The sequence below is a fragment of the Nocardia concava NBRC 100430 genome (genome assembly GCF_000308815.1).
GTDB classification, from domain to species: domain Bacteria; phylum Actinomycetota; class Actinomycetes; order Mycobacteriales; family Mycobacteriaceae; genus Nocardia; species Nocardia concava.
This window is the reverse complement of sequence record NZ_BAFX01000023.1, coordinates 1-25853: the sequence shown is the minus strand read 5'-3', so window position 1 is coordinate 25853 and position 25853 is coordinate 1. Positions and strand designations below refer to the sequence as shown.

Annotated in this window: 9 protein-coding genes; all 9 read right to left on the bottom strand. The window is 69.9% G+C overall.

Annotated features, from left to right (window positions below):
• Positions 1 to 21: 21 nt before the first annotated feature.
• Complete coding sequence (locus ON43_RS05850) at positions 22 to 522, bottom strand: YbaB/EbfC family nucleoid-associated protein (protein WP_040804468.1); 501 nt, start codon at positions 520 to 522, stop codon at positions 22 to 24.
• Complete coding sequence (locus tag ON43_RS05845) at positions 522 to 845, bottom strand: hypothetical protein (protein ID WP_157513921.1); 324 nt, start codon at positions 843 to 845, stop codon at positions 522 to 524. The genes ON43_RS05850 and ON43_RS05845 overlap by 1 nt, the downstream gene beginning before the upstream one ends.
• A 161-nt stretch (positions 846 to 1006) precedes the next feature.
• A complete protein-coding gene (locus tag ON43_RS05840; RefSeq protein ID WP_040804462.1) occupies positions 1007 to 1357 on the bottom strand; it encodes a toxin-antitoxin system YwqK family antitoxin in 351 nt (116 codons plus the stop codon).
• Between the two features lie 94 nt (positions 1358 to 1451).
• Positions 1452 to 1790: a hypothetical protein gene (locus tag ON43_RS05835; protein ID WP_040804459.1), complete on the bottom strand. Its 339-nt coding sequence runs from the start codon at positions 1788 to 1790 to the stop codon at positions 1452 to 1454.
• Positions 1787 to 2578, bottom strand: a complete 792-nt coding sequence (locus ON43_RS05830; protein ID WP_040804457.1) for an ESX secretion-associated protein EspG — start codon at positions 2576 to 2578, stop codon at positions 1787 to 1789. Before ON43_RS05830 ends, ON43_RS05835 begins: the two co-directional genes overlap by 4 nt.
• Complete coding sequence (locus ON43_RS05825) at positions 2578 to 4395, bottom strand: hypothetical protein (RefSeq protein ID WP_040804454.1); 1818 nt, start codon at positions 4393 to 4395, stop codon at positions 2578 to 2580. Before ON43_RS05825 ends, ON43_RS05830 begins: the two co-directional genes overlap by 1 nt.
• A 34-nt stretch (positions 4396 to 4429) precedes the next feature.
• Positions 4430 to 6046, bottom strand: a complete 1617-nt coding sequence (locus ON43_RS05820; protein ID WP_245568484.1) for a hypothetical protein — start codon at positions 6044 to 6046, stop codon at positions 4430 to 4432.
• 10 nt (positions 6047 to 6056) lie between these two features.
• On the bottom strand, positions 6057 to 6338 hold the full coding sequence (locus tag ON43_RS05815) for a hypothetical protein (RefSeq protein ID WP_063712491.1): 282 nt from the start codon (positions 6336 to 6338) through the stop codon (positions 6057 to 6059).
• A 113-nt stretch (positions 6339 to 6451) separates the two neighbouring features.
• Positions 6452 to 24883, bottom strand: a complete 18432-nt coding sequence (locus ON43_RS05810; RefSeq protein WP_218003209.1) for an ADP-ribosyltransferase — start codon at positions 24881 to 24883, stop codon at positions 6452 to 6454.
• Between the last annotated feature and the right edge of the window lie 970 nt (positions 24884 to 25853).

The following is a 25853-nucleotide window of genomic DNA, read 5'->3' as shown; positions in this document are numbered from 1 at the left end:
CCGCCGCCTCGTGCGGTCGTCTCACCATCCGGTATCGGTGGCCCCGCCAGGTCGCGACTGTGCCGCATCGGCATTCGGATCGTTCGCGCTGTAACCGCGCAGGCGCTCCGGCGATTTCGGTGGCGCGGTGGACACCACCGGGGGCGGCGGAACCGCCAGTTCCTTGCTCAGGTCCGGCATCCCGGGCACCAGGTCGGCAAGCTTGGGTAGTCGATTCCGGGTCTGCGTCACCGGCGCCATGATCTCCCGGCTGCGCCGGGCCGCCTCGGCGGCGGCCTGCTGCGCGGCCTCGGTCACCGCCTTGGCGATCTCGGGATAGTCGAGATCCTCGATACCGGAACCGAATCGGGTCTCGATCACCGTGCCGTCGGCGTTCACCGTCACCGTCACCCGCTTGCCGCGCACCGCGGCCGAGGCGGTCACCGCGGCGCGTTCCTGCTGCAACTGCGCGATGGTGCGCATCTGATCGGCGAAGCCGTCGAGGATCTCGGCCAGGTCGGATTTGCGCTGTTCGTTGGACATCAGCGGCCCTGGAATCCCTCGCGGTTGGCCTGGTCCATGCTCCCCAGCTTGTCCGCCGACTCCTGCTGTGTTTTGGAGAAGTTGCCGAACGTCCCGGCCATGTTCCGGGCGCCCTCGACGATGTTCTTCATGCTGGCCTTGTAGCCCTGGTCGCCCTCGGCGAACTGGCGGCCGAGCGAATCGTTGCCCCACGGCGTGCCCAATCCGTCGGCCTGCGAGGTGAATCCGTCCACCACGCCCTTGATGCCGTCGCGCACCTCGCCGGTCTTCTGCGAGGCCTTCGTCAAAAGGTCCTGGTAGGAATGCAATCGACCGCCACCCATGATCAGAACCCTTTCAGCCGGCAACCACCCAGTAGACGGAATATTAACGGACAGTGTCGTTTCGAGCAGGGGATAGCCGATCGGCCATCGCCCCGAACGCCGACACCGCCCGCACCGTCACCCGGATCAGGCCTGCTCTGCAGGGGATTCCACGGTGTCTCTCAGCGACGAGTCGTCTTGTCCATGGTCAGCTCACCGTCGGCGGTCCAGCGCTGTCTGGCCAGCAGCAGGCCGTTGTCGTCGAGCACCACCCGCTCCTTCAGCTGACCGTTCTCGTACCAGTGCTGCCACTCCCCCACCGCGGCGCCCATGCGGGTGACGCCCTCCGACCGCTTGGAGCCGTCCGGCCACCATTCCCGCTGCGGCCCGTCTTCCACACCGTCGGCGTAGTTGAACAGAAGTACCAGTTGCCCGTTGTCCGCGTACTTCTCGACTTCCCCGGTGTAGGGCTCGTCCTCGTAGCAGGTGCGCCCGTAGTCGTCGAGCTCCACCTGATCGTGGCTGATTCGCATCGTCTACTCCGTCGCGGGGGTCAGGACACGGCCGGTCGGCCTCTGGTCGAACGGGAACACCCTAACCGGATGCGCGAGTGCAGCCGGGGTCGGCTCAGATCGGGCGCAGCCAGCTCTCGGGCTCGGTCTCGTACTCCTGCTCCTCCACGTACTCCTGCCGGGTGACCTCCTCGGCGGTCGGCAGACCGGTCAGCGCCAAGAGTTCCGGGGCCAGCCCGGCGGCCTTCAGCTGGGCGCGCCGCTCGATCCCGGCGCGCGCCGCGGACTGGCGGCACAGGCGCAGGATGTCGGCGGCCAACAGCTCCGGATCGCCGCGCAGTTGATCGCGCTCCACCGAAATCGCCCGGGGCAGACCCTGTTCGGTGGTGGTCACCACAATCGAGCCGGTACGCGAGGACAGGGTGAACTCGGTCGGGAAGTCGTCTTCACTCACTGGTTCATCTCCCATTCGTCGGTGAGGACCAGGACCACCTCGGCGATCCGCAACTCCACCTCGGCCACCACGCGGCGGCGATCGGCGGGCAGCGCGATCGGCGGATGGTCGGCGGTGATCAGATAGCGGCCGTCCTCGGCGAGATCGCGCCACCGCAGGCGATGGCGGGTGATGCCGCGCGGACCGAAACGCGAACGGCCCTGCACCACATCGATGGTGCCCATGGTGGAGGCGGGGGCGGCCAGGAATTCCGCGGCGCGGTCGACGATTCCACCCTCGAGCGTCTCGTGTGCCGGGGACAGGCCGAACTCGTATTCGGTGTCCGCGACGTCCTCCGCCTCGGCGAGCACGATCTCGCTCCCGTGCCCCGCCGGGGCATCGGGCAGCAGGCCCACTATCTGCTCGGCCAGCTGGTTCGCCCAGAGCTCGGTGATGGTGAATCCCGCCGCGTGCCTGATGGTTTCGCCAGGTTGCTGCACCAGCAGGTAGGCGGCCTCACCGGAGCGCGCACCGATGGCTCGAATGCTGCCCTCGGGATTGGCCCGGTCGATGCCGTCCCAACCGCGCACCTCCACCCGCACCTCGGGGGTGTGCAGCACGCGCAGCACTTCGTCGATGTCCGGATCGCGGTCGCGCAGACCGTCACGGGCGCGAAACTTGCTGTCCTGGAAGGCGCTCCACAGCGGTGCGCGGCTGGCGAAGAAAAGCGGCTCGGGCAGGTGCTCCTCGCCGAGTTCCTCCCACAGCACCAGCATTTCCAGATCGGTGAACGACCAGGATCTCAGCATCAGCCCTCGACCACCGGCTTGGCCACGATCGGCGCGGTACCCATGGCCTCGTCCAAATGCTCGCTGGAATCGAGGAATTCGGGACGCTTGTGTTCCTTGCCGCCGGCGCCGTGCGCGCCGCCGCCACCGTGGCCCATGCCGCCCATACCGCCACCCATACCACCCATGCCGCTGCCGGAGGCGACGCCCGCGCGGGAGGCCACGCCGGTGGCTGACTCGATCCCTTCGGCGACGGCCGCGCGCGGGAACAGCCGGGAATTGGCCGGTTGCAGCGCCGCCGGCTTCTCCGGAACCCCGCCGGGACCGCCGCCGCCCGGGCCACCACCACCGGGGCTCTTCAGGTCGTTGAGCAGATTGGCCAGCGGCGAATCCTTCAGCTGATCCTTCAGGTCCTGCTGCTTCTTGTTGGTGTTCTGCAGGCTGCTCAGGCCCTGCATGCCCTGTTGCAGCGCGCTCGAGAGTTGCGACATGCCCTGACCGGATTGGCCGCTCGTGCTCGAATTCGGATTGGTGCCATCCGGATTCGAGCCATTGGGATTGGTGCCGTTCGGGTCCTTGCCGTTCGGGTCCTTGCCGTTCGAGTCGCCGCCGTGCGGGTTCTTTCCGTTCGGGTCGGTGCCGCCGGGGTGGGTCCCGTCGGGGTTCGTCTTCTTCGGATCCGTCTTGTTCGGATCGGTGTCGACCTTCCTCGGCTGCGGTACCTGGGCATGCGCGCCCGGCCCGCCACCCGGAGCGAACTTGTTCGATCCACCGTCGCCCCCGCCACGGTGATCGCCACCGCCCTTCGACCGCGGGTCGGGACCGTCCAGCTTCGGCTTCGGGGCGGTCGGATCGCCGAGCCTCGGCACCGACTGGCTCGCGCCGATCAGGCCGGGCACGTACCAGTTGTGGAACGCGAGCTGCGCGGCCTTGATGATCCGCTCCATGCGGTCGTAATGCTCGTAGTCGAAGTCGGTGGGCTTGTTCTGCGGCATCATGATCTTGGTGTTCGCGAGCCAGCCCGACACCGTGTTGAGGTTCGTCCCCATCGCACGCAGATCGTCGGTGAGCTCGCTCGCCTGTGTCTTGAAGGTGTTGGCCGCGTCGACGGCGCTCTGCGCGCCCGCGCTGGACCAGTCCTTGTTGTCGACCATGGCGGTGAGCTGTTTGGTCAGCGCGTCGAAGGTCTTGTCGACCTTCTCGGCGACCTTGGTCCAGGTGGCGCCGAAGTCGGCCACCGTCTGCGGGTGCATGCCCTGGCCGGCCTCGTAGAACCAGTCGAGATCGTCGTGGGAGTAGGGGTTCTCCGGATCGATCGCGTCGTAGTGCCCGCGTTCGTGGGCGATGTTGTACAGGTCCGGGTGGCCCTTCTTGTCCTGGTCGACGCGCGGCATGCCGTCCCCGCCGAGATCCGGGATCTTGCCGGTGACGATGCCCGGCTTGGTCGCGTCGGGATCCGCGGCGTCGCCCGAGTTCTTCAGGTCGTTGAACCTGGTTTTGGAGTCCTTCTCGGCCGCGTCGTAGGTCTTGTCGGCCTGGATCATGGTGTCGGCCATGGCATTCACCAGGTCGGTGTAGTGATCGAGAATCGTGCCGAGGGCGGTGGCCTGGTCGTTGAAGCGCCGCTTGAGGATCAGGATCTGGTCGAGCTTGCCGTTGTCGCTGAAGCCGGTGTGCTTGGTCAGGAATTCCTGGCAGTTCTTGGCGTAGGTCAGCGCGTTCGCCGCTGCGGCCGCCCGCTTCGCACCCTCGCGCGCCGCACCCGGGGTCAGCTCGAGACCGCCTTGACCCGCCAACTTGGCCAGTCCGGGCCAACGATTGTTGTCGTTTTCAGTCACGTCTCACTCCTCACTCGCGGGCACCATTCCATCACTACGAATGCCGTTGGCGGAAGCGCTGTTCCAGTCCCGGAAGATAGGCCGAGGCGGGCATGCTCGAGGTGGTCGCCTCGACCACGCCGTCGTCGGCGACGTAGAACAGCGCGCGATCGAGAACGATCTCATCCGGCTCCACCGGCAGATATACCAGCCAGCCAACTGAAAGACGGTCCGCGCGAAGCTGATCGGGCGGGAAGGCGGTGGTGTCGGCGCTCTCGGTGCGCAGGTGGTGGCGCACGATCTCCAGCGCCTCGGATGCCGGGATCGGCTCCGGGCCCAGCCGCGCCACGCCCGCCAAGGCCAGCTGATAGTGCACGGCGTCCAAATCGGCTGCGTCGCCGAAGACTTCCTCCAGATGGGCGTGGGTGACATCGCGGCGCTGCGCGGCATCGACGAAACTCGCCACGGCCGAACGCAGTTCGGCCGACGGATGCTCGGCGAGCAGATCGCAGATCACGTCGGTGACGGTGGCGGCGGTCCAGATGCCGGGCACCGCGACCGCGACGTCCGCGGCCGAGGGCGATTCGCCGCGATACCAGCGGCCGCGCTCCCACCAGTAGCAGAAGCTGAGCAGCCCGCCGCCCGCCCGGGTGTTCAGCACCGGGTTCGCGACCCATTCGGGCGCGCCCGCGTACAGCCGCGGCAGCGGGGCCTTGCCGTTGTAGGCGGCCTCGAGTTCGGGTGCGTTCCAGACGCCGCCGGACAGCACCGCGCGGCCGCCGGGCAGTTCGTAGAGCGAGGAACCGGAGCGGCGGGAACCCTCGAACCAGCCGAAGGAGGGCAGCACGCGCGGACCCCACTCCGAGCCGACCGCGACGAAGGCGGCGGCGATGGCCGCCCAGCGCGACCACAGCAGCGGAAAAGCAGGGAAGTCATCCTCGGAAACGACCGGCAGATAACCGGATTCGCGATCGGCGCGGGCTTGCTCGGCCGCCTGGCGCGGGGTGCGCACCTGGCGGTTCTCATGGCCGATGTAGGCGGCCAGCCAGGTGGGCAGGGAGTCACGCGGGAAGCTCTCGAGATCGGCGAGGTACTCCTGTGGGGAGAACAGCTGATCGTCGGGGAAGGGATCGTCGCCGTAGTCGTGATCGACATTGAGCGCGCCCTCGGCGGTCAGCTCCAATTCCAGTCGCCACCACGGGTCGCCGAGTTCGGCGGAGAGGCGGCGGTGCGACACGACCAGGCTCATGAGCGTCTCGGTCGGGGCGATCAGGGCCTGGCGCTGGTCGTCGTCGGAGTACCGGATCTGGGAACGCTGGCCCGGGCCGGCGAGCGCGAAGACGGCACGCACCCGACTCCAGCCCTCGGGCCCCAGCTCTTGCAGCTCCGCGGCGATGCGGTGGGCCAGACGGCGGGCGCGCGTGGGCACGTCCGGCTCCTCGGCGGACAGGCTGAAGCCGACGTCCGGACTGGGTTCCTCCGGGGCGTCCGGGGTTTCGGGCTCGTCGGGCGCCGGGGCCTCGCCCAGGACCGCGGACAGCGGATGGATCTCCGGGCTGTCGTAGACGGCCGCATCGGCGCCGAAATCAGGTGCGGGCGTGGCTGATTCGGCCCCGGGCACGGAATCTGCGGTACCGGAACGGTTTTCACTGGACTCACGGGAAGTGGTCACGCGGATTTCGCTAACTGTCCGAGGCCGGCTTGCGCTCGGCGAACTTGCGTTCCAGTTCCGCACGCCAGCGGGCGGCGTTGCTGCCGTCGAGCTGGCCGGCGAAGGAATCACGGGCGGCGGTCACCAGGTCGTCGGGCACGCTGGGGTACGCCTTCGCGATCGCCCACAGGGCGTCCTCGGTCGGCGAATCCAGACCGGACGCGGAGCGCACACCGCCTCCGGCCAGCACCTCGGCCAGAATCGCGTCGAAATTCCGCCGCAGTTGCTCCTCGCTCGGGCGCTCACCGCGCACGTCGAACCTCCTCATCGATTCCGAAAACCAACTGTCAGCATCACATACCGCGCGCGACCGTGCGGTTGCCGGAACCGAAAAAGTCGGCGAACACACGATCGCCGCGCCGGAGATCATCCGAAGATCCCCAGCCGGCGCGCCGGATCCGACAGCACATCGCGGATCAACAGCCCCAGGTCGGCGTCCGCCGGCCGCTCGGTGTACCGCAGCTCACAGTGCACATCCCCGGGCCGTCCGATCACCAGCCGGTGCCAACCCTGGCCCAGGCGTTCCCACAATGCGCCCGCCGCCATCCGATCCAGCTCGACCACCTGATCGCCGACCCGCAATACCAATCCGGCCGCCGGATCGCGATAGAAGACCACCCGCAAACCATCCAGATCGTCGAACACCCCGGACGGTGCACCGGTGCCGACGGGAGCCGCGCTCAACTGCCCCGTCCTCGGATCCATCAGGGCATACTCCCCGAACCCGGAATGCGACCTCAGATAGATCTGCCCATCCGACGCGGGCCGCGCCGAAGCGCGCGGGAACCGGCTGCTACCACGGGGACTCCCGTTCCCACCGCCGTTCCCCGCAGCCCCTTGCGCAGGCGGCATCATCGGAGCCCCACCGGGGAACCCCGGCTGCGCCGCGTTCGACCCCACCGAGGTCTGCCCCGAATGCCCTGCCCCGAAATCCGCCGGCCACTGCGGCACCGCCGAATCCGGAGGCTGCGTCACCCCACCCGGCGGCGGTACCTGCCCCCAACCCGGCCCACCGGGAACCTGCGGCATCCCGGGATTCGTAGGCCCATGCGGCACACCGGGATTGGAGGTCTGCTGCGGCATCCCAGCATCTGTCGGCCAGTGCGGCGAGTTCGAGGGCTGCTGCGGTACACCGGGATACGACGGCCACTCTGGCATTCCCGGCTGCTGTGTTGTGCCGGGCTGTGGCGTTGCACCCGGCTGCTGTGGCAATCCCAAATCCGTCGGCCACTGCGGCAGACCCGAATCTGTCGGAAGGTGCGGCAGACCCGAATCCGTCGGCGGGTGCGGCAGCTGCGGAAATCCCGGACCGGTCGGCCAGTGCGGCCTACCCGGATCGGTCGGCAGGTGCGGCCACTGCGGCGAATTGGGCAGCTGTGGCACTCCCGGGATGTGCGGGGGCTGAGGCAGGTGCGGCGGCTGCGGAGCATGAGGCGGCTGCGGCGTATTCGGCGGAACCGGCACATGTGGCGGCGTCGGCTGATGCGGCGGCGTCGGGGTTACCGGCGGCTGCGGGGGATGGTGGGGTGGAGTGGGCTCCGGCGGCAGGGTCCAGGGAGCTGGCTGCTCCGAGGGCTTCGGGGTGTAGTCGGGGAACTCAGGGTCGAACTGATGCGGCACGAGCGGCAGGTGCGAGCGCCAGTTCGGGTTGTATCGGCGGGGCGCGTCGCCGTTCGAGCCGTGGCCACCGTGACCGTCATCGTCACCATCGTCGCCGTGACCCGCATCGCCATCATCGTCGCTGCCCCGGCCACTATCGCTGCCCCGGCCGATGTCACCGCCATCGCCCGCATCCGGTTCCGAGGTTGCGCCGGAACCTGATTCCTCCGAACCATCCGCACCCGAGCGACCGGACCCACCGTGCTCGCCGGTGCCGTCCGAACCGCCGGACTCGCCCGCGGCGGGTCGCGCCTGCTCACCCGATGTGCCGGACCGCCCCTGCTCACCTAGGTCACCCTCGGTCGATTGCTTTGACGTAGCGGGCAGCTCGGAACCATCGGAGGCTTCCTGCTCCTTGACGATCAACGGTCCGGAGTTGTTGCCGGACTGCGGCTTTGCTGAAGTCGATGCCGTGGTCGGGTCGTGTGAGGTGGTGGTTGGTGCGGGGCGGGTTGGCGAATCGAGGCCGAGGGACGTGGAAACCGAGGTGACAGGGGTCGGGGGCGGCGCGCTCGCTTCGGGCTGCTTGGCGGCCGTGGCGGAGTCGGTGCCGGGGTTGGTCGGGCCCGGGCGGGCCGGGGCGCCACCGGTCGGGTCGGGGGGCGGGGCACCGGGATCGGGGTAGTGGTTGTCGACCCAGTGCGCGATGGCGTCGGCGGTGTGGAAGGCCTCGGCGGCGGACCGCAGGCGGTCGAAGGCGCGGACCGTGTCGGGAAGGTTGCCGCCCGCCCGGCCGAGCAGATCGTTGATGGTGTCGTGCAGGCGTTCCGGGGCCAGTTCGGGTTCGGTGACGGTCAGGCCGGTGGCCCGGTGGAGTTCCGCGATGGCCGCGGTCAAGTTGTCGTGCGCAGCCTCGCGGGCACGGTGCGCGGCGGCCTGAGGTGTGTCGGCCGCGGCGGCGGCCGCACCGGCCAGGCGGCGCTGCTCGGCTTCCCAGCGAGCGAGGTATTCGGCGGCCGCGTCCCGCCGGGCGGTATCTCCCCTCGCCTCAGCGGCCGCGAGATCGCCTCGGGCCGTGGCGAGTTCGCGGGCCGCCCGCTGCTCGGGCGTCTCGGCCGCACGCGCCGCGACGGCCTCGGCATCGGCCTGCGCGGTCTCGGCCTCGGCCAGGAACTCTTCGGCCTGCTGGTAGCGGTGCACCGCATCACGCAGCGGGATCAGCTCAGCGGGCCAGACGTCATCCCAGGACAACGGCATCCGGGACAGGCGCTCGACCTGGTCGATGGCGTGGTCGATGCCGCCGGTGGCGGCCGGGTCGGTGGCGACCAGCGCCTCCAGATCCGCACGGGCGGCCTCGGCTTCCCGACGCCAGGCGTCCACGGGTGTCTCACCGGGCTCAGCACCGGCTTCGATGCCGCGGCCCATTTCGGCCTCCAGGTCACGCACGCGCGCCTGTGCTCGATCGAATTCACCTGCCGCCGTGGACAGGTCGGCGATGCGTTGCTCGTTGCCCGGCAGTTCGCCGCCCTCGGCGCGATGGCGGTTTGCGAGGTAGTCCTCGGTACCTGCCAGGTTCTCAGGCGTCAGGTCGCTGTTTCGCAGCGGACGGTAGGACTCGTCGCCGTCGCGCTCACGCCACATCCGGCCCTTGGCGTAGTCCAATCCATCCTCGGCCACCCGCAGCTCGTGTCGGGCCGCCGCCAGTTCGGGTCCCACCGCGCGCGGATCACGCGGCGGCGCTTCGGGTTCCGGGAGATGGGTGAGGTCGTGGTGCGCGGCCGCGAGCCGCTCGAGCAGATCGATGTCCGCCTTGCGGGCCTGGATCTCCGCCCGCATGGCCTCGACCGCCTTGTCGAACTCCTTGGGGGTGAGCCGCTCGTGTTTCTCGATCTTGCCGTCGCGGTACGCCTCGTACACGTCGATATTGCGGGCCTTGCGCACGACCCGCACCACCTCCGAAACCTGTTCGGGGCTGAGCAGGTTTCGCGTGTCGGTGACGCTGGCACGGTAGACCTGATACGCGGCGTCGTGGTTGCCCGCGGTGTCGGTCAGCGTGCGCAGCACGTCGCGCAGCTGCTTCGGGCTCATCCGGTCGTGCAGGCTGCCGAGGCGGTCCTGGTAGAGCTTGACGATCTTGTCGATATCGGCGGTGTCCACGCCCAGCAGGCGCGACCAGACTTCACCGGCCTGGATCAACTCGTCCGCCCTGGGCGGCTCGCCGACATAGTCGCCGTACAGCGAATTGAGCAGCTCGCGGCCCTTCGAATCGTGCACGGGCAGTTCGCCGTCCACGGCACGCGGATCGGTGCTCGGGTCGTAGCGCAGCCCGTCACGATGGGGGTCGAGCGCGGCGATCGCCTCGATGTAGTCGGCCAGCGCATCGATGGCATGCGCCCGGCGTTCGTCCGGCCGGAAGGCCATGTTCTCGAAGGCCTCGGCGATCGCATCCGGAACCGTGGACTTCTTGTCCGGTTCGAAGCCGACGATCTCGACCTTCTCGGAGTCCTTGACGCCCTCGAGGGCGTGCAGATTCTCGCGGTCGACATCGAGCAGGCGCACCAGCCGATCCCGGGCTGCGAGCACGGCCGTCTCGTGCCCGTTCTTGCGCAGCACATCCGCGTAGGCGATGAGGTCGGCGAACGCCTGATGCCGCCGCTCCCCCATTCGGAACCGGGGATCGCCGAACGCCTCGGCCACCGCGCGCGGCGACAGCTGCTCCGGGTCCAGGCCGAGCCGGTTGGCGAGATTGCCCAGCGCGCGGTCCAGATCGTGGAAGGTGTCGATGGCATCCGAGGTGCGGATGAAATCGGCCATGCCCTCGAGCTGCGCGGCGCGCAGCGAAAGCTCCTGCCGCATGGCCTCGATGGTGCGGTCCAGGTTCTCGCCGAGATCCAGGGTCTCGTCGAGCGACAGGCGGCGCGCCACCGCGTTCCGTTCGGACCGCAGGGCATCCGGATCGCGCGGAATCGCCGGTTCGTGCGATGTGGCGACCGGCTCTGGCGTGGGCTGCACCAGCCGCTGACCGTGGCCGTCCTCACTCATCAACGCGACCGGCACCCGCTGACCGTCCACCTCCACGTCGTGGAAGCGCACGGCAGGTGTCGGCTCCTCGGTGACTCGGACATTGCCGTGCTCGTCGAGGCCGATACCGCGGTAATCCAGCCGCAGCTCACCGTGATTCAGCAGCTGTCGTAGCTCGGGGTGCGCGGCCAGCGCGTCGACGAGGTGGATGTCGTGTTCGGCGTCACCGCGGATCACCACGAGGCGTTCGGGTCCGCCGTGCTCGCCCGGCAGCAACGCCAGGCCGTGCTCCCGGTCGAGCAGGACGCCGCCGTTGGTCTCGGCCCATTCCCGGGCCGCGAGGTCCGAGACCTCCTGCACACGCTCGCGCAGTGCGTCGTCCACGCCGAGGAAATGGTCTGCGGCGGCTGCGAATTCGAGCATCCGGGCACGGTCGTCCCGCACGCCCATGCGCAGGTCGGAGATAACGTGGTCCAGATCCGCCCGGGTCTCGATGCGATCGAGGGGGACCTCGAGCAACTGCGCCCAGTTCGAGCGCTCGTCCTGTATCTCGTCGCGGCGCAGTGCCCGCTTGAACAGCCTGCCCTCGCGGGTATCGAGCAACTCCCCGTCGATGTCGTCGACGTGATACACCCATTCGCCGCCGTTGTTGACGCCCACCACGTCCAGCATGGACGGCTTGGGTTCGCGCGCACGGTATTCCAGCGGCGGATCGTCGTGCCCGATGCCCGCCGCCTCGCGACGGTCGTGCGCCCTCTGCTCCTCCTGCTCCAGCGCCCGCGCATGTGCGAATTCGCGCAGGAACCGTCCCATCGGATCCTTGTCGAAGATGCTGACCTCGCGGCTGAACGGGATGGCCGCGTCCTCGACCAGCCAGCGCTGCCCGACATCGCGCAGCGCCTCGACCGCCCCGCCGCGGCGCATGAGGCGGGCCCGGGCCTCCTCGACCGCGTTCCGCACGGCCGCCGGATCATCGGAGGCAAGCGGGATCTTGTACTCGCGAGCCATCCGGACCAGCTCCGCCAGCGCGGCGTCGCGGGCGTCCGCGGCGTCGACCAGCGGCTGCGGCACCTCCCGGCCCCACTCGTGCGACTCCGGCTCGAACCGCACCGGATCGGCCGGTTCATGCTGCGGCACAGGCAGTTCCGACTCGATTGTCATGCCCGCCAGGCGCAGCGATTCCTCGACCTCGGCGCGCAGGCGCGGATCGGCCTCGGTGATGTGCGGACGGTATTCGCCCCCGTCCGCGGTGCGCATCGGGATCTGGGACGTGGAGATGTCGGCGATCCGGCGGGTCAGGTATTTCATCAGGGGCATGCGTTCGCGGCCCTGCCAGAATGTGACGAGTTCCTTGATGACCCGGACCGGATTGAACTTGTCTTTGATGTGCTCCAGCACGGAGCTGTGGACGGCGTAGCCGAGCTCCGCGGCCATTGTCGAGAAGCCGAAGGAATCCCAGCGCGAGCCGGACGGATACTTCGGGGTCAGTCCGTGATAGCCCTGGTCGAGGCGGCGCAGCAGGTTGTCGATCCAGCGCGGCGGCGCCTGCACCGCCGGACGCGGCGCACCGGTCTCGGGCCGCGGCACCAGTTCGACCCGCTTGACGCCGTCGGCGGATTCGACGATGCGGGCGTGCACGCGCTCGCCGCCGGATTCCAGCACCACGTGTGCGCGCTGGGCGGCCGGGTCGTGCAGCGCCGCGGCCATCAGGTCGGCGACATCCATTGCGCGGCGCAAGGTTTCGGCGCGAGCCGCGGCGAGCGCGGCGTCACGCTGCTCGGCGGTGGTGTGCGCCGGATCCAGGGCGGATTCGGGGATGCCGAGCAGTCGCGCCCACTCGTCGCGCACGCGGGCCAGATGTTCGCGTTCGGCTCCGGTGACGGCGTCGTGGCTGCTGAGTACGTGGTCGAGGGCCTCCAGACCGCCGGCGCGCAGCATGTTCCGGAACTGCATGTCGCCCGCGAGCTCCCCCAGATTCCGGCGGCGCAGGTCCTCCTCCGACAGGCCGAACTCACCGGCGAGCCTGTCGCGCAGTTCGTCGAGTGTGAAGACCCGGGATTCGGCGCTGTCCGGGTCGTGCGGGCGCTGCGACCAGGCTTCCAGCGGGCGTTCCCGGACCGGCTCGCCGCCGTCGGGATTCGTTGCGCTCGAAGGTAGTTCGCGCGTCTGGGCGGCGGGGTCGAGAGCTCGGGTCGGCTCTCCCGCGTCGAGCTCGGCGAGACGGCGGTCCAGGCCGGTTTCACGCAGATGCGCTTCGATGGCGGCCAGCTGCTCCGGGTCGGCCTCGGTGCGCCAGTACTCCTCGGAACCGTAGAGCTCCTCGGGGGTCAGCGGTCGATAGTCGTCGGCCTCGCGCATGGGCGGCGGGGCGGACCGGTCCGGATCGCCGAAGAAGCCACGCGCCTTGGCCATTTCGGCGATCTCACGGAGATAGGCGAGCGGATCGTTGAGGTGCGCGGCGGCGGTCTCGAGTCCCAGCGCGTCCATCAGTCGCGAGGTGAAAAGCACCGCGTTGACCTCGCGGCCGGGCGCCAGCGGATCGTTGACGGCCTCCCGCAGGAACCGTGCCGCCGCCTGCAATGAGGGCGAATCCGCCACCGGATCCACCGGCAGCGCTTCCTCTTCCGCCACCGGCAACTCGAGCGTCGCGCTCTCCCCCGGCCGCGCCAGCTCGACCGTCGGATCCTCGCTCCCCGGCGGCTTGGATTCTTCGCTGCCGCGCTCGAGCTCAACGGTCGGATCCTCGTTGCCCGCGAACGGCTTCGCGTTCTCGCCGCCCGACATATTGACCGTGGGATCGTCGTTGCCCTCGAACAAATGCGCCGTCGGCGGGTAGTCGGGCTTGGGGGGCACAGGGTTCGGCTCTCGGCCACCCTCGGGCAGATGCGCGGACGGCGGATAGTCCGGCTTGGCGGGAATCGGGCGCTGGTTGCCGGGCTCTTCCGGGTCGGGATCCGGTGGGGTGGAGGAGTTTCGGTTCGGGGGCTCCTTGCCGCCGCCGTCGCCGGTGGTTTCGTTGTCCTCGGGGCGGGCATGCCCCTGGATCTCGTCGAAGCGATCCATCATGGCGCGGTGCCAGTCATCGCGGCCCAGGGCGGCGAATTCCGGGGCCAGGGCGTCGAGGCGGGTGCGGATGTCGGCGAGCTCCCCGGGGGTCAGATCGTGAGTGTGCCAAGTGATTTCACCGTTCGGCCCCTCGGTCGCGTACTGGCGGGCGAAGACACTGGCGGACAGTTCGTCACCGCGGCGGCCGCCGCCGAAGGCGAGGCTGTGATCGATGCCGCTGAGGTGTCCCTCGGCGGTGATCAACCAGTTGACGAGGTTGCGATCAGGGATGCCGACGAGCACGTCGAGCAGACCGAGCCGGCGGCCGTCGGGGGTCGCGGCGAGATCATCGAGGCGGCTGTCGAGGGTCGATACGTAGTGTTCGGCGCCGAGGTCTCCGGGCATCACCTCCATGTAGACCACCCGGTCCCCGACCCGGTGCACCTTCGGCACGTTCGCGCCGACGGCCTGCCCGACCAGCGAGACCAGCGCCTCGGCGTGCGCGTGCTGCGGGTTGGTGACGATCTTGCGGATGAGCTGGGTCGGCGGCTCGGTATCGAAGGTGACCAACTCGACCCGTTCGGCCATGCGCCCCATGCCGGTGCTGAGGACCACCACCTCGGCCTCGCCCGCCGCGTTCGCGTCCTCGACCTGCCGCGCGAACGAATGGTTGACGTCGTCATCGCCAGATTCGTTGTGCGGCACGGTATTCGATGACGAACCGTCCTCGCCGCCCTCGTGGCCTTCGCCCTCCGGCTTGCGCGCACCCGTTGACGGATCGGAATTGGGGTTGGTGGGCCCCTGCGGCCGGGTGGGGTCGCCCGATGGGCCCGAGTCGCCGGGGTCCTCGCCTTCGCGGTTGGTCGGACCGTTGCCCTCGTGGTTGGTGGGATCGTTGCCCCCGCGATTGGTGAGACCGTGCTCCGGGAAGTGGGTGTCGACCCACTCGGCCAGGGCGTCGGCCCGATGCAGGGCTTCGGCGGCGTCCTGGAGGCGGTCGAAGGCCCCGACCACCTCGGGCAGGTTGCCACCGGCCTCCGGCAGCAGGCGGTTGATGGTGTCCCGCAAGCGATCCGGGGTGAGTTCGGCCTCGGTCACGTCCAGACCGGTGGCCCGGCGGAAGTCCTCGATGGTCCGGTTCAGGTGGTCGTGTGCGGCTTCGCGCGCGCGTTCCGCAGCCCGGTGCGGGCTGTCCGCCGCGGCGGCGGCCTTGGCCTCGAGCAGACGCTGTTCGGCCTCCCAGCGCGAGACCCGGTCCTGTGCGGCCGCGCGGTCGGCCGGGTCCGAACTCGCGAGATCCTCACGAGCCGTGGCGAGTTCACGGGCGGCGGTCTGCTCCGGGGTCTCCGCGGCGCGGTGTGCCGCGGCGGCCTCGGCCGCGGCCAGGAATTCGCGGGCCTGCTGGTAGCGGTGGACCGCGTCGCGCAGCGGGACCAGTTCATCGGTGAACACATCACCCCACTGCTGGGGCATGCGCGAGAGGCGATCGATGTCCGCGAGCATCCGGTCGAAGCCCTGGCGGGCCAGATCCGGATCGGCGGCGAGAAGTGCGTCCAATTCGGCTCGCGCGGTGTCGACTTCGCGCCGCCAGGCGTCGACCGGCGATTCACCGGGACGCGTATCGGCCTCGACGGACCGGCGCAGCTCGGACTCGAGGTCACGTACCCGGGCCTGCGCGCCATCGAGCTCGTTCGCGGCGGCGGCCAGATCGCTCAGGCGCTGATCCCGGCCCGCCAGCGTCCCGCCCTCTTCGGCCGGTCGATTGGCGAGGTAGTCGGTGGTCCCCGCCATGTGCTTGGGCGTCAGGTCGTCCTCGTGCAGCGGCCGGAACCCGGGGCCGCTGTTCTCGCGATAGACCCGTCCCTGGGCGTGATCGCGCCCCTCGGCGGCGATCTGCAACTCGTGCCGCGCGGCGGCCAGATCCGTGGCGACCGCAAGCGGCTCCCGCGGCGGCCCCTCGGGCGGGCGCGGCTTCGTCAGGGCGTCGTGTTCGGCCGCCAGCTTCTCCAACAGCTTGATGTCGGCCTCGCGGGCGGCCACCTCGGCGCGCATGGCGTCGATGGTGTCGGCCAGTTCCGCGGCGCTGCGCCGCTCGTGCTTCTCGATCTTGCCGTCGCGGTAGGCCTCGTACACCTCGGCGTAGCGCGCGTTGCGGACACCGCGCACGACGTCCGAAAGCTGTTCCTTGGTCAGGATTTTGGACGGATCGGTGGCGCTGTCGCGGTACCGCTCGTGGGCGATCGTCGAGTCGCCGGTCTCGCGCAGCGTGGTCAGCACCTCGGCGAACTGCGCCGGGGTCAGGCGGTCGTGCAGGCCGCCGAGCTGCTCGGCGTAGATCTTCACCGTCTTGGCGAAGTCGTTCATCTGCACGCCGAGCAGGCGCGACCACACGCCTGCCGCCGCCGACGGATTGTCGGAATGCGGTGGCTCACCGATGGATTCGTTCATGTACGCCCGCAGCATGGCCGGTGCGTCGCCGTCGTGGATGGGCAGTTCGCCGTCCACGGCGCGCGGATCGGTCAGCGGGTCGTAGCGCAGGTTCTCCCGGAACGGATCCAGTTCGCCCAGCAGACTGCCGTATTCGGTGAGGGCGGCCAGCAGTTCGGGGCGCTCGCCGGAATCGTGCAGCAGGTCGTTGATCGCGTCCAGCAGCGCGCCCTTGTCGGTGTTCTTCGAATCGGGCTTGAACCCGACGATCTCACCGTTCTGCTTGTCCGGCTTGGTCGGCGACAGGTCCTCGGGCTCCACACCGAGCCGGTTCGCCAGCTCCTTGCGGGCCGCGAGCACCGCCTTCTCGTCGACGTTCTCGCGCAACACCTTCGCGTACTTGATGAGATCGTCGACGGCCTGCAGGCGGCGCACCTTGCGCACATTCGGGTCGGCCATGGCCTCGGCCAGCTTGCGCGGCGTCAACGTATCGGGATCCAGGCCGAGGCGGTGTGCCAGTTGCTGGAGGGTGCGGTCCAGGTCGTGGAAGTTGTCGATGGCGTCCGAGCTTCGGATGAAGTCGGCCATGCCCTCGATCTGGGCGGCGCGCAGCGAATTGTCGTGGTGCAGATCCTCGATGGTGCGGGCCAGGTTCTCGCCCAGGTCCATGCGGTAGACCGACAGGCGCGAGGCGACCTCGTTGCGTTCGCGGCGCACCACATCCGGATCGCGTGGCGCGGTGGGCTCCGAGTGCGGTTCGGTGTGCGCGGCCGGCGCCGGTTCGGGCGTCGGCTCCACGATGCGCCACGGCTCGAGTCCGTTGCGCAGCAGGGCGACCGGCGTGCGCTCGCCGTTCACCTCGACCTCGTGGAACCGGATCTGCGGCGGATCCACCGGAATGATCTGGACGCGGTCCGCGCCGTCCAGGCCCACCACGCGGTAGTCGAGACGAAGCTCACCGCGGTTGAGCTGGTCCCGGATCTCCGGGTGCGCGACCAGCGAATCGACCAGGCGCACATCGTGATCCGCCTCGCCGCGGATCACCACCAGGCGTCGCGGCTCGCCCGGCAGCACGGCCAGCCCGTGCTCCGGGTCGACCATGACGCCGCCCTGCTCGTGCACCCAGTCGCGCGCGGACACCTCGGCCAGATCGGCCGCGTGCCGCCGGGCGTCATTGTCCAGGTCGATGAAACGCTGGACCGCGGCGTCGAGTTCGCCGATCCGGCGGCCCTCGTCGCGCGCGTCCATGCGCGCCTCGGTGATGGCGCGGCGCAGGTCTTCCTCGGTGCCGAGCCGGTCCAGGCCGATGTCCAGCAGCTGCGCCCAGTTCGAGCGCTCGTCCTGAATCTGGTCGCGGCGCAGTGCGTCCTCGAACAGGCGGCCCTCGCGCCGGTTCGACAATTCCTCGTCGCCATCGGCGAAGTGGCGCGGCCATTCGCCGCCGTTGTTGACGCCCTGCAGGTCCAAGAAGGACACGCGCGGTCGGCGGGGCCGGTATTGCAGCGAATCGTCATCCGGGCCGACGCCCGCCTCCTCGCGACGGCGCGCGGCCTTCTCCTCCTCGGTGCGGAGCGCTTGGGCGTGGGCGAATTCCTTCAGGTAGCGGCCCAGCGGATCCTTGTCGAAGATGCTGACCTCACGGCTGAACGGGATCTGGGCGTCCTCCATCAGCCAGCGCTCGCTGACATCACGCAGCGCCTCGATCGCACCCGCGCGGCGCATGAGCTTGTAGATTTCCGCGTCCACCATGCGGCGCAGCGTCTTCGGATCGTCGTCGGGGATGCGGATGCCGAGCTGGTCGGCCAGGCGCACCAGCTCGCCCAGCGCGGCGTCGCGGGTGGTGACCGCGTCGACCAGCGGCTGCGGCAGCTCGGCGCTCCATTCACGCGGGGCCGGAGCTTCCAGGGCGGGGCCACGGTCGAGTGGTTCGTGTTGCGGCTCGGGCATTTCCGATTCGATCGGCATGTTCGCGCCGCGGAGGGTTTCTTCCACCTCGGCGCGGATCCGCGGATCGGCCTCGGTCACCCACGGACGGTATTCGCCGCCGTCGCGGGTGCGCATGGGGATGGCCGTGCCGGCGACGTCGGCGACCCGCGCGGTGAGGTGACGCACCAGCGGCAGGCGCTCGCGCTCCTTCCACAGGGTCGCGGACTCCTTGAGAATGCGCGCGGGGTTGAACTTGTCCTTGAGATGCAGCAGCGCCTCGTCGTGGGTGAGGTAGCCGATCTCCATGGCCAGCATGGTCTGGCCCTTGGAATCGTTGCCCGAACCGGACGGATACTTCGGCGACTGCCCGTGATAGCCGTGCATCATGCGCCGCCACAGGCGCTTGAGCCAACCCGGCTGCCTCTCCGGTTCCTTTGTCTCCCGTGGGGTTTCGCGCGGCAGATCCGGGCGCTGCACGACCTCGGCGTGCTTGCGGCCGTCGGCGTCCTCGGTGAGGCGGATGTGGACGCGTTCGCCGTCGGCGTCCAGGACCACGTGGGCGTGGTCCGAGGCCGGGTGGTGGAAAGTCGCCACCATGAGGTCGGCGACATCGCTTGCCCGGCGCAGGGTTTTGGCTCGGAGTTCGTCGAGGACGGCGCGGCGTTGCTCGGGAGTGGTGTGGGCCGGATCGAGCAGGGATTCGTCGACGCCGAGCAGGCGAGCCCACTCGTCGCGGACACGCGCCGCGCGCTCACGCTCCGGGCCGACGGCCTCCTCGTGCCGGAGCACCGCATCGCGCAGGGCCTCGATTCCACCCGCGCGCAACAGGTTCCGCAGCTGCTCGTCGCCCGCGATGCGCGGCAGCACATCATCCGCGACGGTTTCGGGCAGCCGCAAGCGGCGCAGGAGCTCGGAGCGCAGTTCCTCGAGGGTGAGGGTGCGCGGCGGCTCCCCGGTGGGGAGCGGCTGCGGCCGCTCGTTGAGGCCGTGCGCCGGATCCTCGAAAAGCCCGTCGGCTCTGGCGCTTTCGGCAAGGCGGCGGAGCGCCGACAGCGCATCCGGGCGCTTGGCCAGCGCCTCGACCAGACCGAGCGCGTCGGTGAGGCGCGCACCGTAGACCTGATCCTCGAGGCTCCGGGGGCGCTCGCCGGACTCCGCGGCGGAGTTGCGCAGATGGTCGACGGCCGCCTGCAAGCCGGGCGATGCCTCGGCCGGATCCGCCGGTGGCTTGGGAGCCTCCTCCTGCCGCGGAATCTCCACGGTAGGAGTCTCATCCGGATTCGCGCCCTGCTGCCGCGGCAATTCGACGGTCGGCGTCTCGTTCGGATCGGACCCGGGCTGCCGCTTGACCTCCGCGGTCGGCGTCTCGTCCGGATTCGACTGCCCCGGCCGCTCGACTTCCACGGTGGGGGTCTCGTCCGGGTTCGACTGCTCCGGCCGCTTCATCTCGACGGTCGGCGTCTCATCGGGGTTCGCGCCCAGCGGTTTCGAACGCGGATCGGTGTTGGCGCTGTTCGGCTCGGCCTCGGCGTCGCCGGAGCGCGGGGCGGTGGTGGACGGCGGTACCGGGTCGGCCGAGGCTGCCGGGCGGCGCGACCGTGGGGTCTCGGTCGATCCGGCCGTGGACGGCTTCCCGGTGGATTCGCCCGGGGTCGTGTCCGGGCGGCCACCGGCGAAGTCCCACATGTATTCCGCACGCAGGGCCGACAGGCGGGCCTCCGCATCGGCCATGCGGGCCTCGAAGCGCGCCTCACGCTCCGCCGGGCCGCCGGGCTCGAGCATGTCGGCCATCTCGTGGAGCCACTGGGCGCGTTTGGCATCCATGTGGGCGACCCAGTCGGCTTGAATGGCGCGCTGTTCATTGAACCAGGCGTCCGGATCGTCCGGGGTGGCGGCTGCGCGGCGGGGCGGGTCGCCGTTCGGCGGCTGGCCGTCGCCCGCCGGGGCGGTCTCCGGTGCGGCATCCCGGTCGTTCCGAGGTGCGACCGCGGAGCCCTCCTCGGCCAGGGCATCCGGCCGCGTCACCGGTGCGGACTCGGGACGTCCACCCAGGTCGTTCCAAAGACCTTCGGCGCGTTCGGCGGAGCGGCGGGCCATGTCCTCGACCTCGCGGGCCTGCTCGCGGAACAGACGTTCCTCAGGGCTGCCGGGAATCGCGTTGTCGGCCATCTCGTGCAGGAAGCGGGCGTGCTTGGCTTCCATGTCCGCGACGAAGTCTGCGTGCTCGGCCATCCGCTGGTCGAACCAGCGTTCGTCGCCAACCCTGGGTTCCGTTGCGGAAGAGCTCGATTCGGGTGCCGCGGCTTCGGAAAGCGGGCTGCCGGGCGCGACCGGTCCCTCCGCTCCGGGCGGCGGCTCGTGGGCTCCGGGCGGCGGCTCTCCGGCCGCGCGGCGCTCAGGCTGGTCCGCGTTCGAATCCTCGGACCGGTCGCCGGGCCCCAGCCGATCGCGGTGGTCGGCGACCGATCGCAGGTGGGCGGGGTCGGCATCGGGCGGGTGCAGGCCGATCGCGTCGCGCGCCGCCACATCCAGGCGGTAGGCCATCAGCTTGGACAGCTCGGAAGCGTTGTCGCCGTTGAGCTTCACGTCGCGGTAGGCCTCGGCCAGCGCTTCGCCGTCCTTGAGCATCCCGTGCTCGTCGAAGACGTACCCGGGCAGCTGACTCTGCAGCCAGGCGGTGTATTCGCCGAAATCGGCGCCGTCATGGGTGGCGACGTAATGGTTGATCAGGTCCTCGGTCAGGCCGTCCCGGGCCTCCATTTGCCCGTAGTAGTCCACCAGGTGGGCGTATTCGTGCACGATGACCGCGTACATCGGGCGCGCGTCGGCCCCCGGGACGTGAAATCCCGCCGCTACATCCTCCCGGATCTGCCGCGCGAAACCTTCGGGGTCCAGCGCCAGCAGTTCGTTGAACACGATGCGATCCGGCACCCATCGCCCATCCTCGGCGCGCACCGCGTGGGCGATGGCGATCGCGGCGGGATCCTCCGGGTTGAAACCGATCTCGACGCTGCTCGGCTTGATGTGCGGCGGCTGGGCGATCATGTCCTCCAGCGCACGACCGAATTCGCGCAACATCTCGAGATCGCCAGCGCGATGGAAGCCGACGATCGGTATGCCGAGTTCGTCCTGAATGTGGTCGATGATGCCCTGACGGTCCTTGCCGGCCCAATGGTCGTCGATCGCCGAGACCGCCGGAACCTCCACGGGTTCGGGGGGCGACAGCACCAATTCCGGCTCGTGCGAGGGCTTTTCGCCGTCATCGCGGGGGCGGACGGCGTCGTGCTGTTGGCCGCCGCTCCAGGTGGTCGGCCCGGGATGCTGCGCGGATCCGCCGACGCGGGCGTTGTCCGCGGCGCGCTCGGTCAGCAGGCGGTGCAGGACCTTGGCGGGTTCGGTGGCGTTCTCGTAGTTGAGGGTCACGTCCACGAAGGCGTCGGCCAGGGCCTCGGCGTGGTTGAGGCTGCCGTCGCGGTTGAAGCTGTAGTCGGACAGTTGCGACAACCAGGTGAGGTACTCGACCGCCGTGGTATCGCCGTGCGTCCGCAGATAATGGTCCAGCAGGGCATTCGCGAGCTCGGAATGCGCGGCCAGGTTGCCGGCGTAGTCGATCCCGTGCGCGAGTTCGTGCAGGAAGAGCGTGTACAGCGGGCGGTCGCCCGCCCGGGCCGGGGACCAGTGGGTGGCCTCGGCATTCCGGATGAGCTCGGCCAACCCGGCCGGATTCTCCGCGTGCTCCAGGCGGAAGACGATCTTCTCCGTGATCAGGTTGCCGCCGCGGGTGGTCCGGCCCACCGCCTCCGCCATCGCCCGCTCACCGACCGGCTCACCGATCTCGATGCCGCGCAGGATCATTCGATGGCTCGACATGACATCGTCGACCGCACGCGCGATCTCGCGCAGCACCTCCGGATGGACCTTCGGATTGTCGAAGCCGACGAGGTAGGAGATGCCGAACAGCTTGTCCAGCTCGCGGATGATCCCGTCGCGGTCCAGCTCCGACCAGAAGTCGTCGGGACGGTGCGACCAATCTCCGGGCGCATCGTCGGGGGCCGATTCGGCCGGGTCCTCGTGCGGCGGAGCCGATTCCGGATGTTGTTCGGGTGCGGGTTCGCGGTCCCGGCGGGCGGCGGGACCCGGATCGTCGCCGACCGGGCGAGCCCGGTGCTCGGGCTGCTCGCCGTAGACGGGGTTTTCCGCGGCGTGGTCGCGGTAGACCTGTCGCAGGTGGTCGTGCAGGATCTGCGCGGGTTCGCTGGCGAGTTCGCCGTTCAGGATGACATCGGTGAACGCCTCGGCCAGCGCCTCCGCGTGGTCGTACATGCCGTGCTCGTCGAAGCTGTAGCCGCTCAGCTCGTCGTTCAGCCACTCCAGGAAGCCCTCGTAATCGCCTCGGGTGCGCCGGTAATGGCGTTCCAGTGCTTCGAAGGCGTCGAGGCGGGCGTGCATCTGGGTGGTGAAATCGATGGCGTGCGCGAACTCGTGCACGATCGTCGAATACAGCGGACGCTCACCGGAACCCGGGACCAGGTGGCCGTTCTCCTCGCTGCGCCGCACGCGGTGGGCGAGTTCTTCGGGGTTGCGGGCGAAATGCTCGTTCAGGGTCAGGATGTCGGCGAAGTGGACATCCCCGTCGCGGCCGGGGTCCACCTCGGCGAATACGCCGTCGTCGTCGATGGGAGCGATGCGGACTTCCATCAGCTCGGTGTCGGGGAAGCGGGTGAACATATCCTCGATGGCGCGGGCGAATTCGCGCAGCACCTCGACATCGACATGGGTGTTGTCGAAACCGGTGACGACCAGATCCCAGTCGTCCTCGATCTTCTCGACAATGCGGTCGCGGTCCAGCTTCGCCCAGTCGTCCTGGGGACGCCCCGACCAGTCGGCGTCGTGGCCGTCGCCGAGATCCCTTGTGCCGGAGGAATTATCGTCGTGCCGATGCTGCGGTCCGGGTTCCTCGGACGACGGAGTCGGCAACCCGCGCTCCCGCGTCCGCAGCCGGGATCGCCGTACCCGCTCCTCCTGACGCGGAGTATCGGTCCGGGTTTCCGCGGCCTCCCGGCCGCGCTCCGGTCGCGCGTCATCCGCCCGCGTCTCATGCGGCCGGACCACGTCCTCGCGCGTATCGTGCGGCCGCACAGCATCTTCCCGTGTCGCCTGGGGCCGGACGGTGTCCTCGCGGGTGGGGTGCAGGACGGCGGCGGGATCGTGCGGGACGACGGTGCCGCGGATGCCGTAATGGCCCGGGCCGCGGGGCTCGACCGAGTCGATGTGGATGTCGAGGCCGTGGGCCATCAACACCATCGGGAGGTGCTTCCCGTAGCGGGAGAGGTCGCCCAGATGCAGGGCGGGGGTGCCCTCGGGCACCACCAGTTCGATGTGGTGGTGGAAGCCGTCGATCGACGGTACGGCGCCGAACAGGCCGTTGATGTATCCGGGCAGATGCTGGACCGTCCCGGGCAGGTCTTCGACGCGTACGCCGAAGGGGTTCTCACCGGCGTTGAGCGTCACCATGACCGGCTCGGGCAGCGGGGTCAGGTCCAGGGCGGCGTCGATATCCCGGATCGCCTCGGCGATCTCGGGTGTCATCTCCCGCTCACCCCGCAGCGCGGCCTCGATCTCCTCGGCGCTCGGCCGGGAGCCCTGCTCGGCCTCGTCGAGATAGGAGCGCAGCGCGGCCCGCTGCTCCTCGGACAGGCGCTCGTGGGCGTCGGACCAGACCTCCCGGCCGTATTCGCTCGCACCCGCGAAATCCAGGGCTATCTCCTGGGATTCGCGGAGGAACCGCACCGGGTTATCGGGTCTCGTGTCGTCACCCGATGGCCGGTGTGCCTCGCCGACGTGGACGTCGGCCAGGTGCAGCAGTCCGGCGCGGATCGCATTCTTCAGTGGGCGAACCGCTTTGCCGTCGGCATCGAACAGGATCGCGTGAATGCCCTTGGTTTCCTTGGGCACCTGCGGTGGATGGCTGTGCTGGAGTCCGGCGGCCGGATCCTTGACGACGATCTCGCCGCCCTCATTGACCATCAGGTAGGCGTGCGCGCCCACGCCGTGCTCGTCGACGGGCCCGGCGTAGCGGTCGACCACCAGGGCGGACGCACCGTCGCCCAGCTTCCGCAGCCGGTCCGCGATGGCGTCGTGACCACCGGGTTTGCCTGCGCCGCCGGGCCGCTCGGGGAAGTCCTCCAGTTTGCCCCCGGCACTCGCCACCAATTCCTCGAGCCGCATCCCCTCCGGGCCCATCCGGCGCTGGGGCGGATGAACGGCCTCGTTGCCGGTGATGTGGCGCAGCAGGCGCAGGGCCAGCTCGCCACAGCGGCCCCGGTTCCGCTCCCGGACGGTTTCCGGGCCGGTCCGAGTGCCCTCGGCCGAATCCGCCTTGCGTACACGGGTATTCGACGGATCATCCAGGGTGCCCGGATGCGCTTTGTGACCATCGGTGCGTTCGGGCGCCGCTCCCCGCCCAGGCTCGCCACGATCGGCCGGCTCCGCACGATTCTCTGCCGCAGAGGGTGTTTCGTCTCCACCGCGACGCTCACCCGGTGCCCGGCGCTCACCCTCGTGCGCTCGCCCCTCCGGGCCGTCGCCCAGCGGAACCGGCGCGACCAGGAAAGCATCCTCGGGCGCGGCCGGGTCATCGGCACGCCGCTCCCGATCGGCCGACCGCGACTCCCGCTCCGACTCGGCCTTCTCCGACTGCGGATGCGTGCCGGGCTCGCGCCCGTCGCCATCACGATGCGCAGGGTCCTCATGCACCGGCTCGGACACGTCCAACGGCACGTCATACCCTCGCGCCGCCGCCTCATCACGGGCCGACCGGCCGTCGGCGTCCCGCCCAGCCAAAACATCCTCACGCCGCGCAGCAGGCTCATCCTCACGGCGAACCGTCGGCTCATCCGCACGGCGGGTCGGCTCATCCGCATGCGCGCCCGTCGGCTCATCCTCGCGCCGTGCACCGGGATGTTCTCCGGGGGCGGAGGACGGCTCAGCATCGTGGGGACGTTCAGACGGCTCGTCGGTCGAGCGGCGCGAATCCGGGTGATCGCCTGGGCGGTCGGAGTCCGTACCCCTACCGGTGCGCTCGTCGCCGGGCTCCCTGGAACCGTCGGACTTCCCGGCCTGCCTTTCGTCGGAAAGGTCCGGCTTGTGATCCGGGCGATCAGCATCGGGGTCGCGTGTCTCGGGACCGTCGGTGGAGCGGTCGGATTCGGTTCCGGTCGAGGGTTTTTCGCGATCGGCGGCCGGGTGCTCGGCGTGATCGTTGAGCGACTCTCCGGATTCGGCGGGCTCACCGGCGCGTTGGTCGCCGGATGCGGCCGGATGGTCGGCGGAGCGGTCGGGCCGGGTGCTGGCGTCCTCGCGTTGGGGCGGGGCATCGGCGGGGGTGCTCGAATCCCGTTGGCCACCAGTGTTTTCCGGTCGAGTGGTTGCGGCGTCGCGGTCTGCCTGATGCGAAGCGGGCTCGGCGGAGGGGTCCGCTCCGGAGCGGGGTTGGGCACCGGCACGGCTGTCCGGAGTACCCGCGCGGGCGTCGGGGCGCGGCGTCTCGGAGCGGGGGCTGTCGGAACGGGGGGCGTCGCCCGGACGGACGTCGGCGCCCTTCGGGGCGGTCGCGGCCTCGCCCGCGCGTGGAGCGGTCGCCCGTTGGTCCGGGGTGGCGGTCGCGGATTGGGTTGTGCCGGAGCCGTGTTGGGTGGTCGAGCCGGCGGAGTTCCCCGAGCCGGGTGCCGCGCTGCCGCCGGAGGAGGCC

Excerpts from the sequence above, each read along its gene's own strand:
- ON43_RS05850 (WP_040804468.1), bottom strand. The coding sequence starts at position 522 with ATGTCCAACGAACAGCGCAAATCCGACCTGGCCGAGATCCTCGACGGC.
- ON43_RS05845 (WP_157513921.1), bottom strand. The coding sequence starts at position 845 with ATGGGTGGCGGTCGATTGCATTCCTACCAGGACCTTTTGACGAAGGCC.
- ON43_RS05830 (WP_040804457.1), bottom strand. The coding sequence starts at position 2,578 with ATGCTGAGATCCTGGTCGTTCACCGATCTGGAAATGCTGGTGCTGTGG.
- ON43_RS05840 (WP_040804462.1), bottom strand. The coding sequence starts at position 1,357 with ATGCGAATCAGCCACGATCAGGTGGAGCTCGACGACTACGGGCGCACC.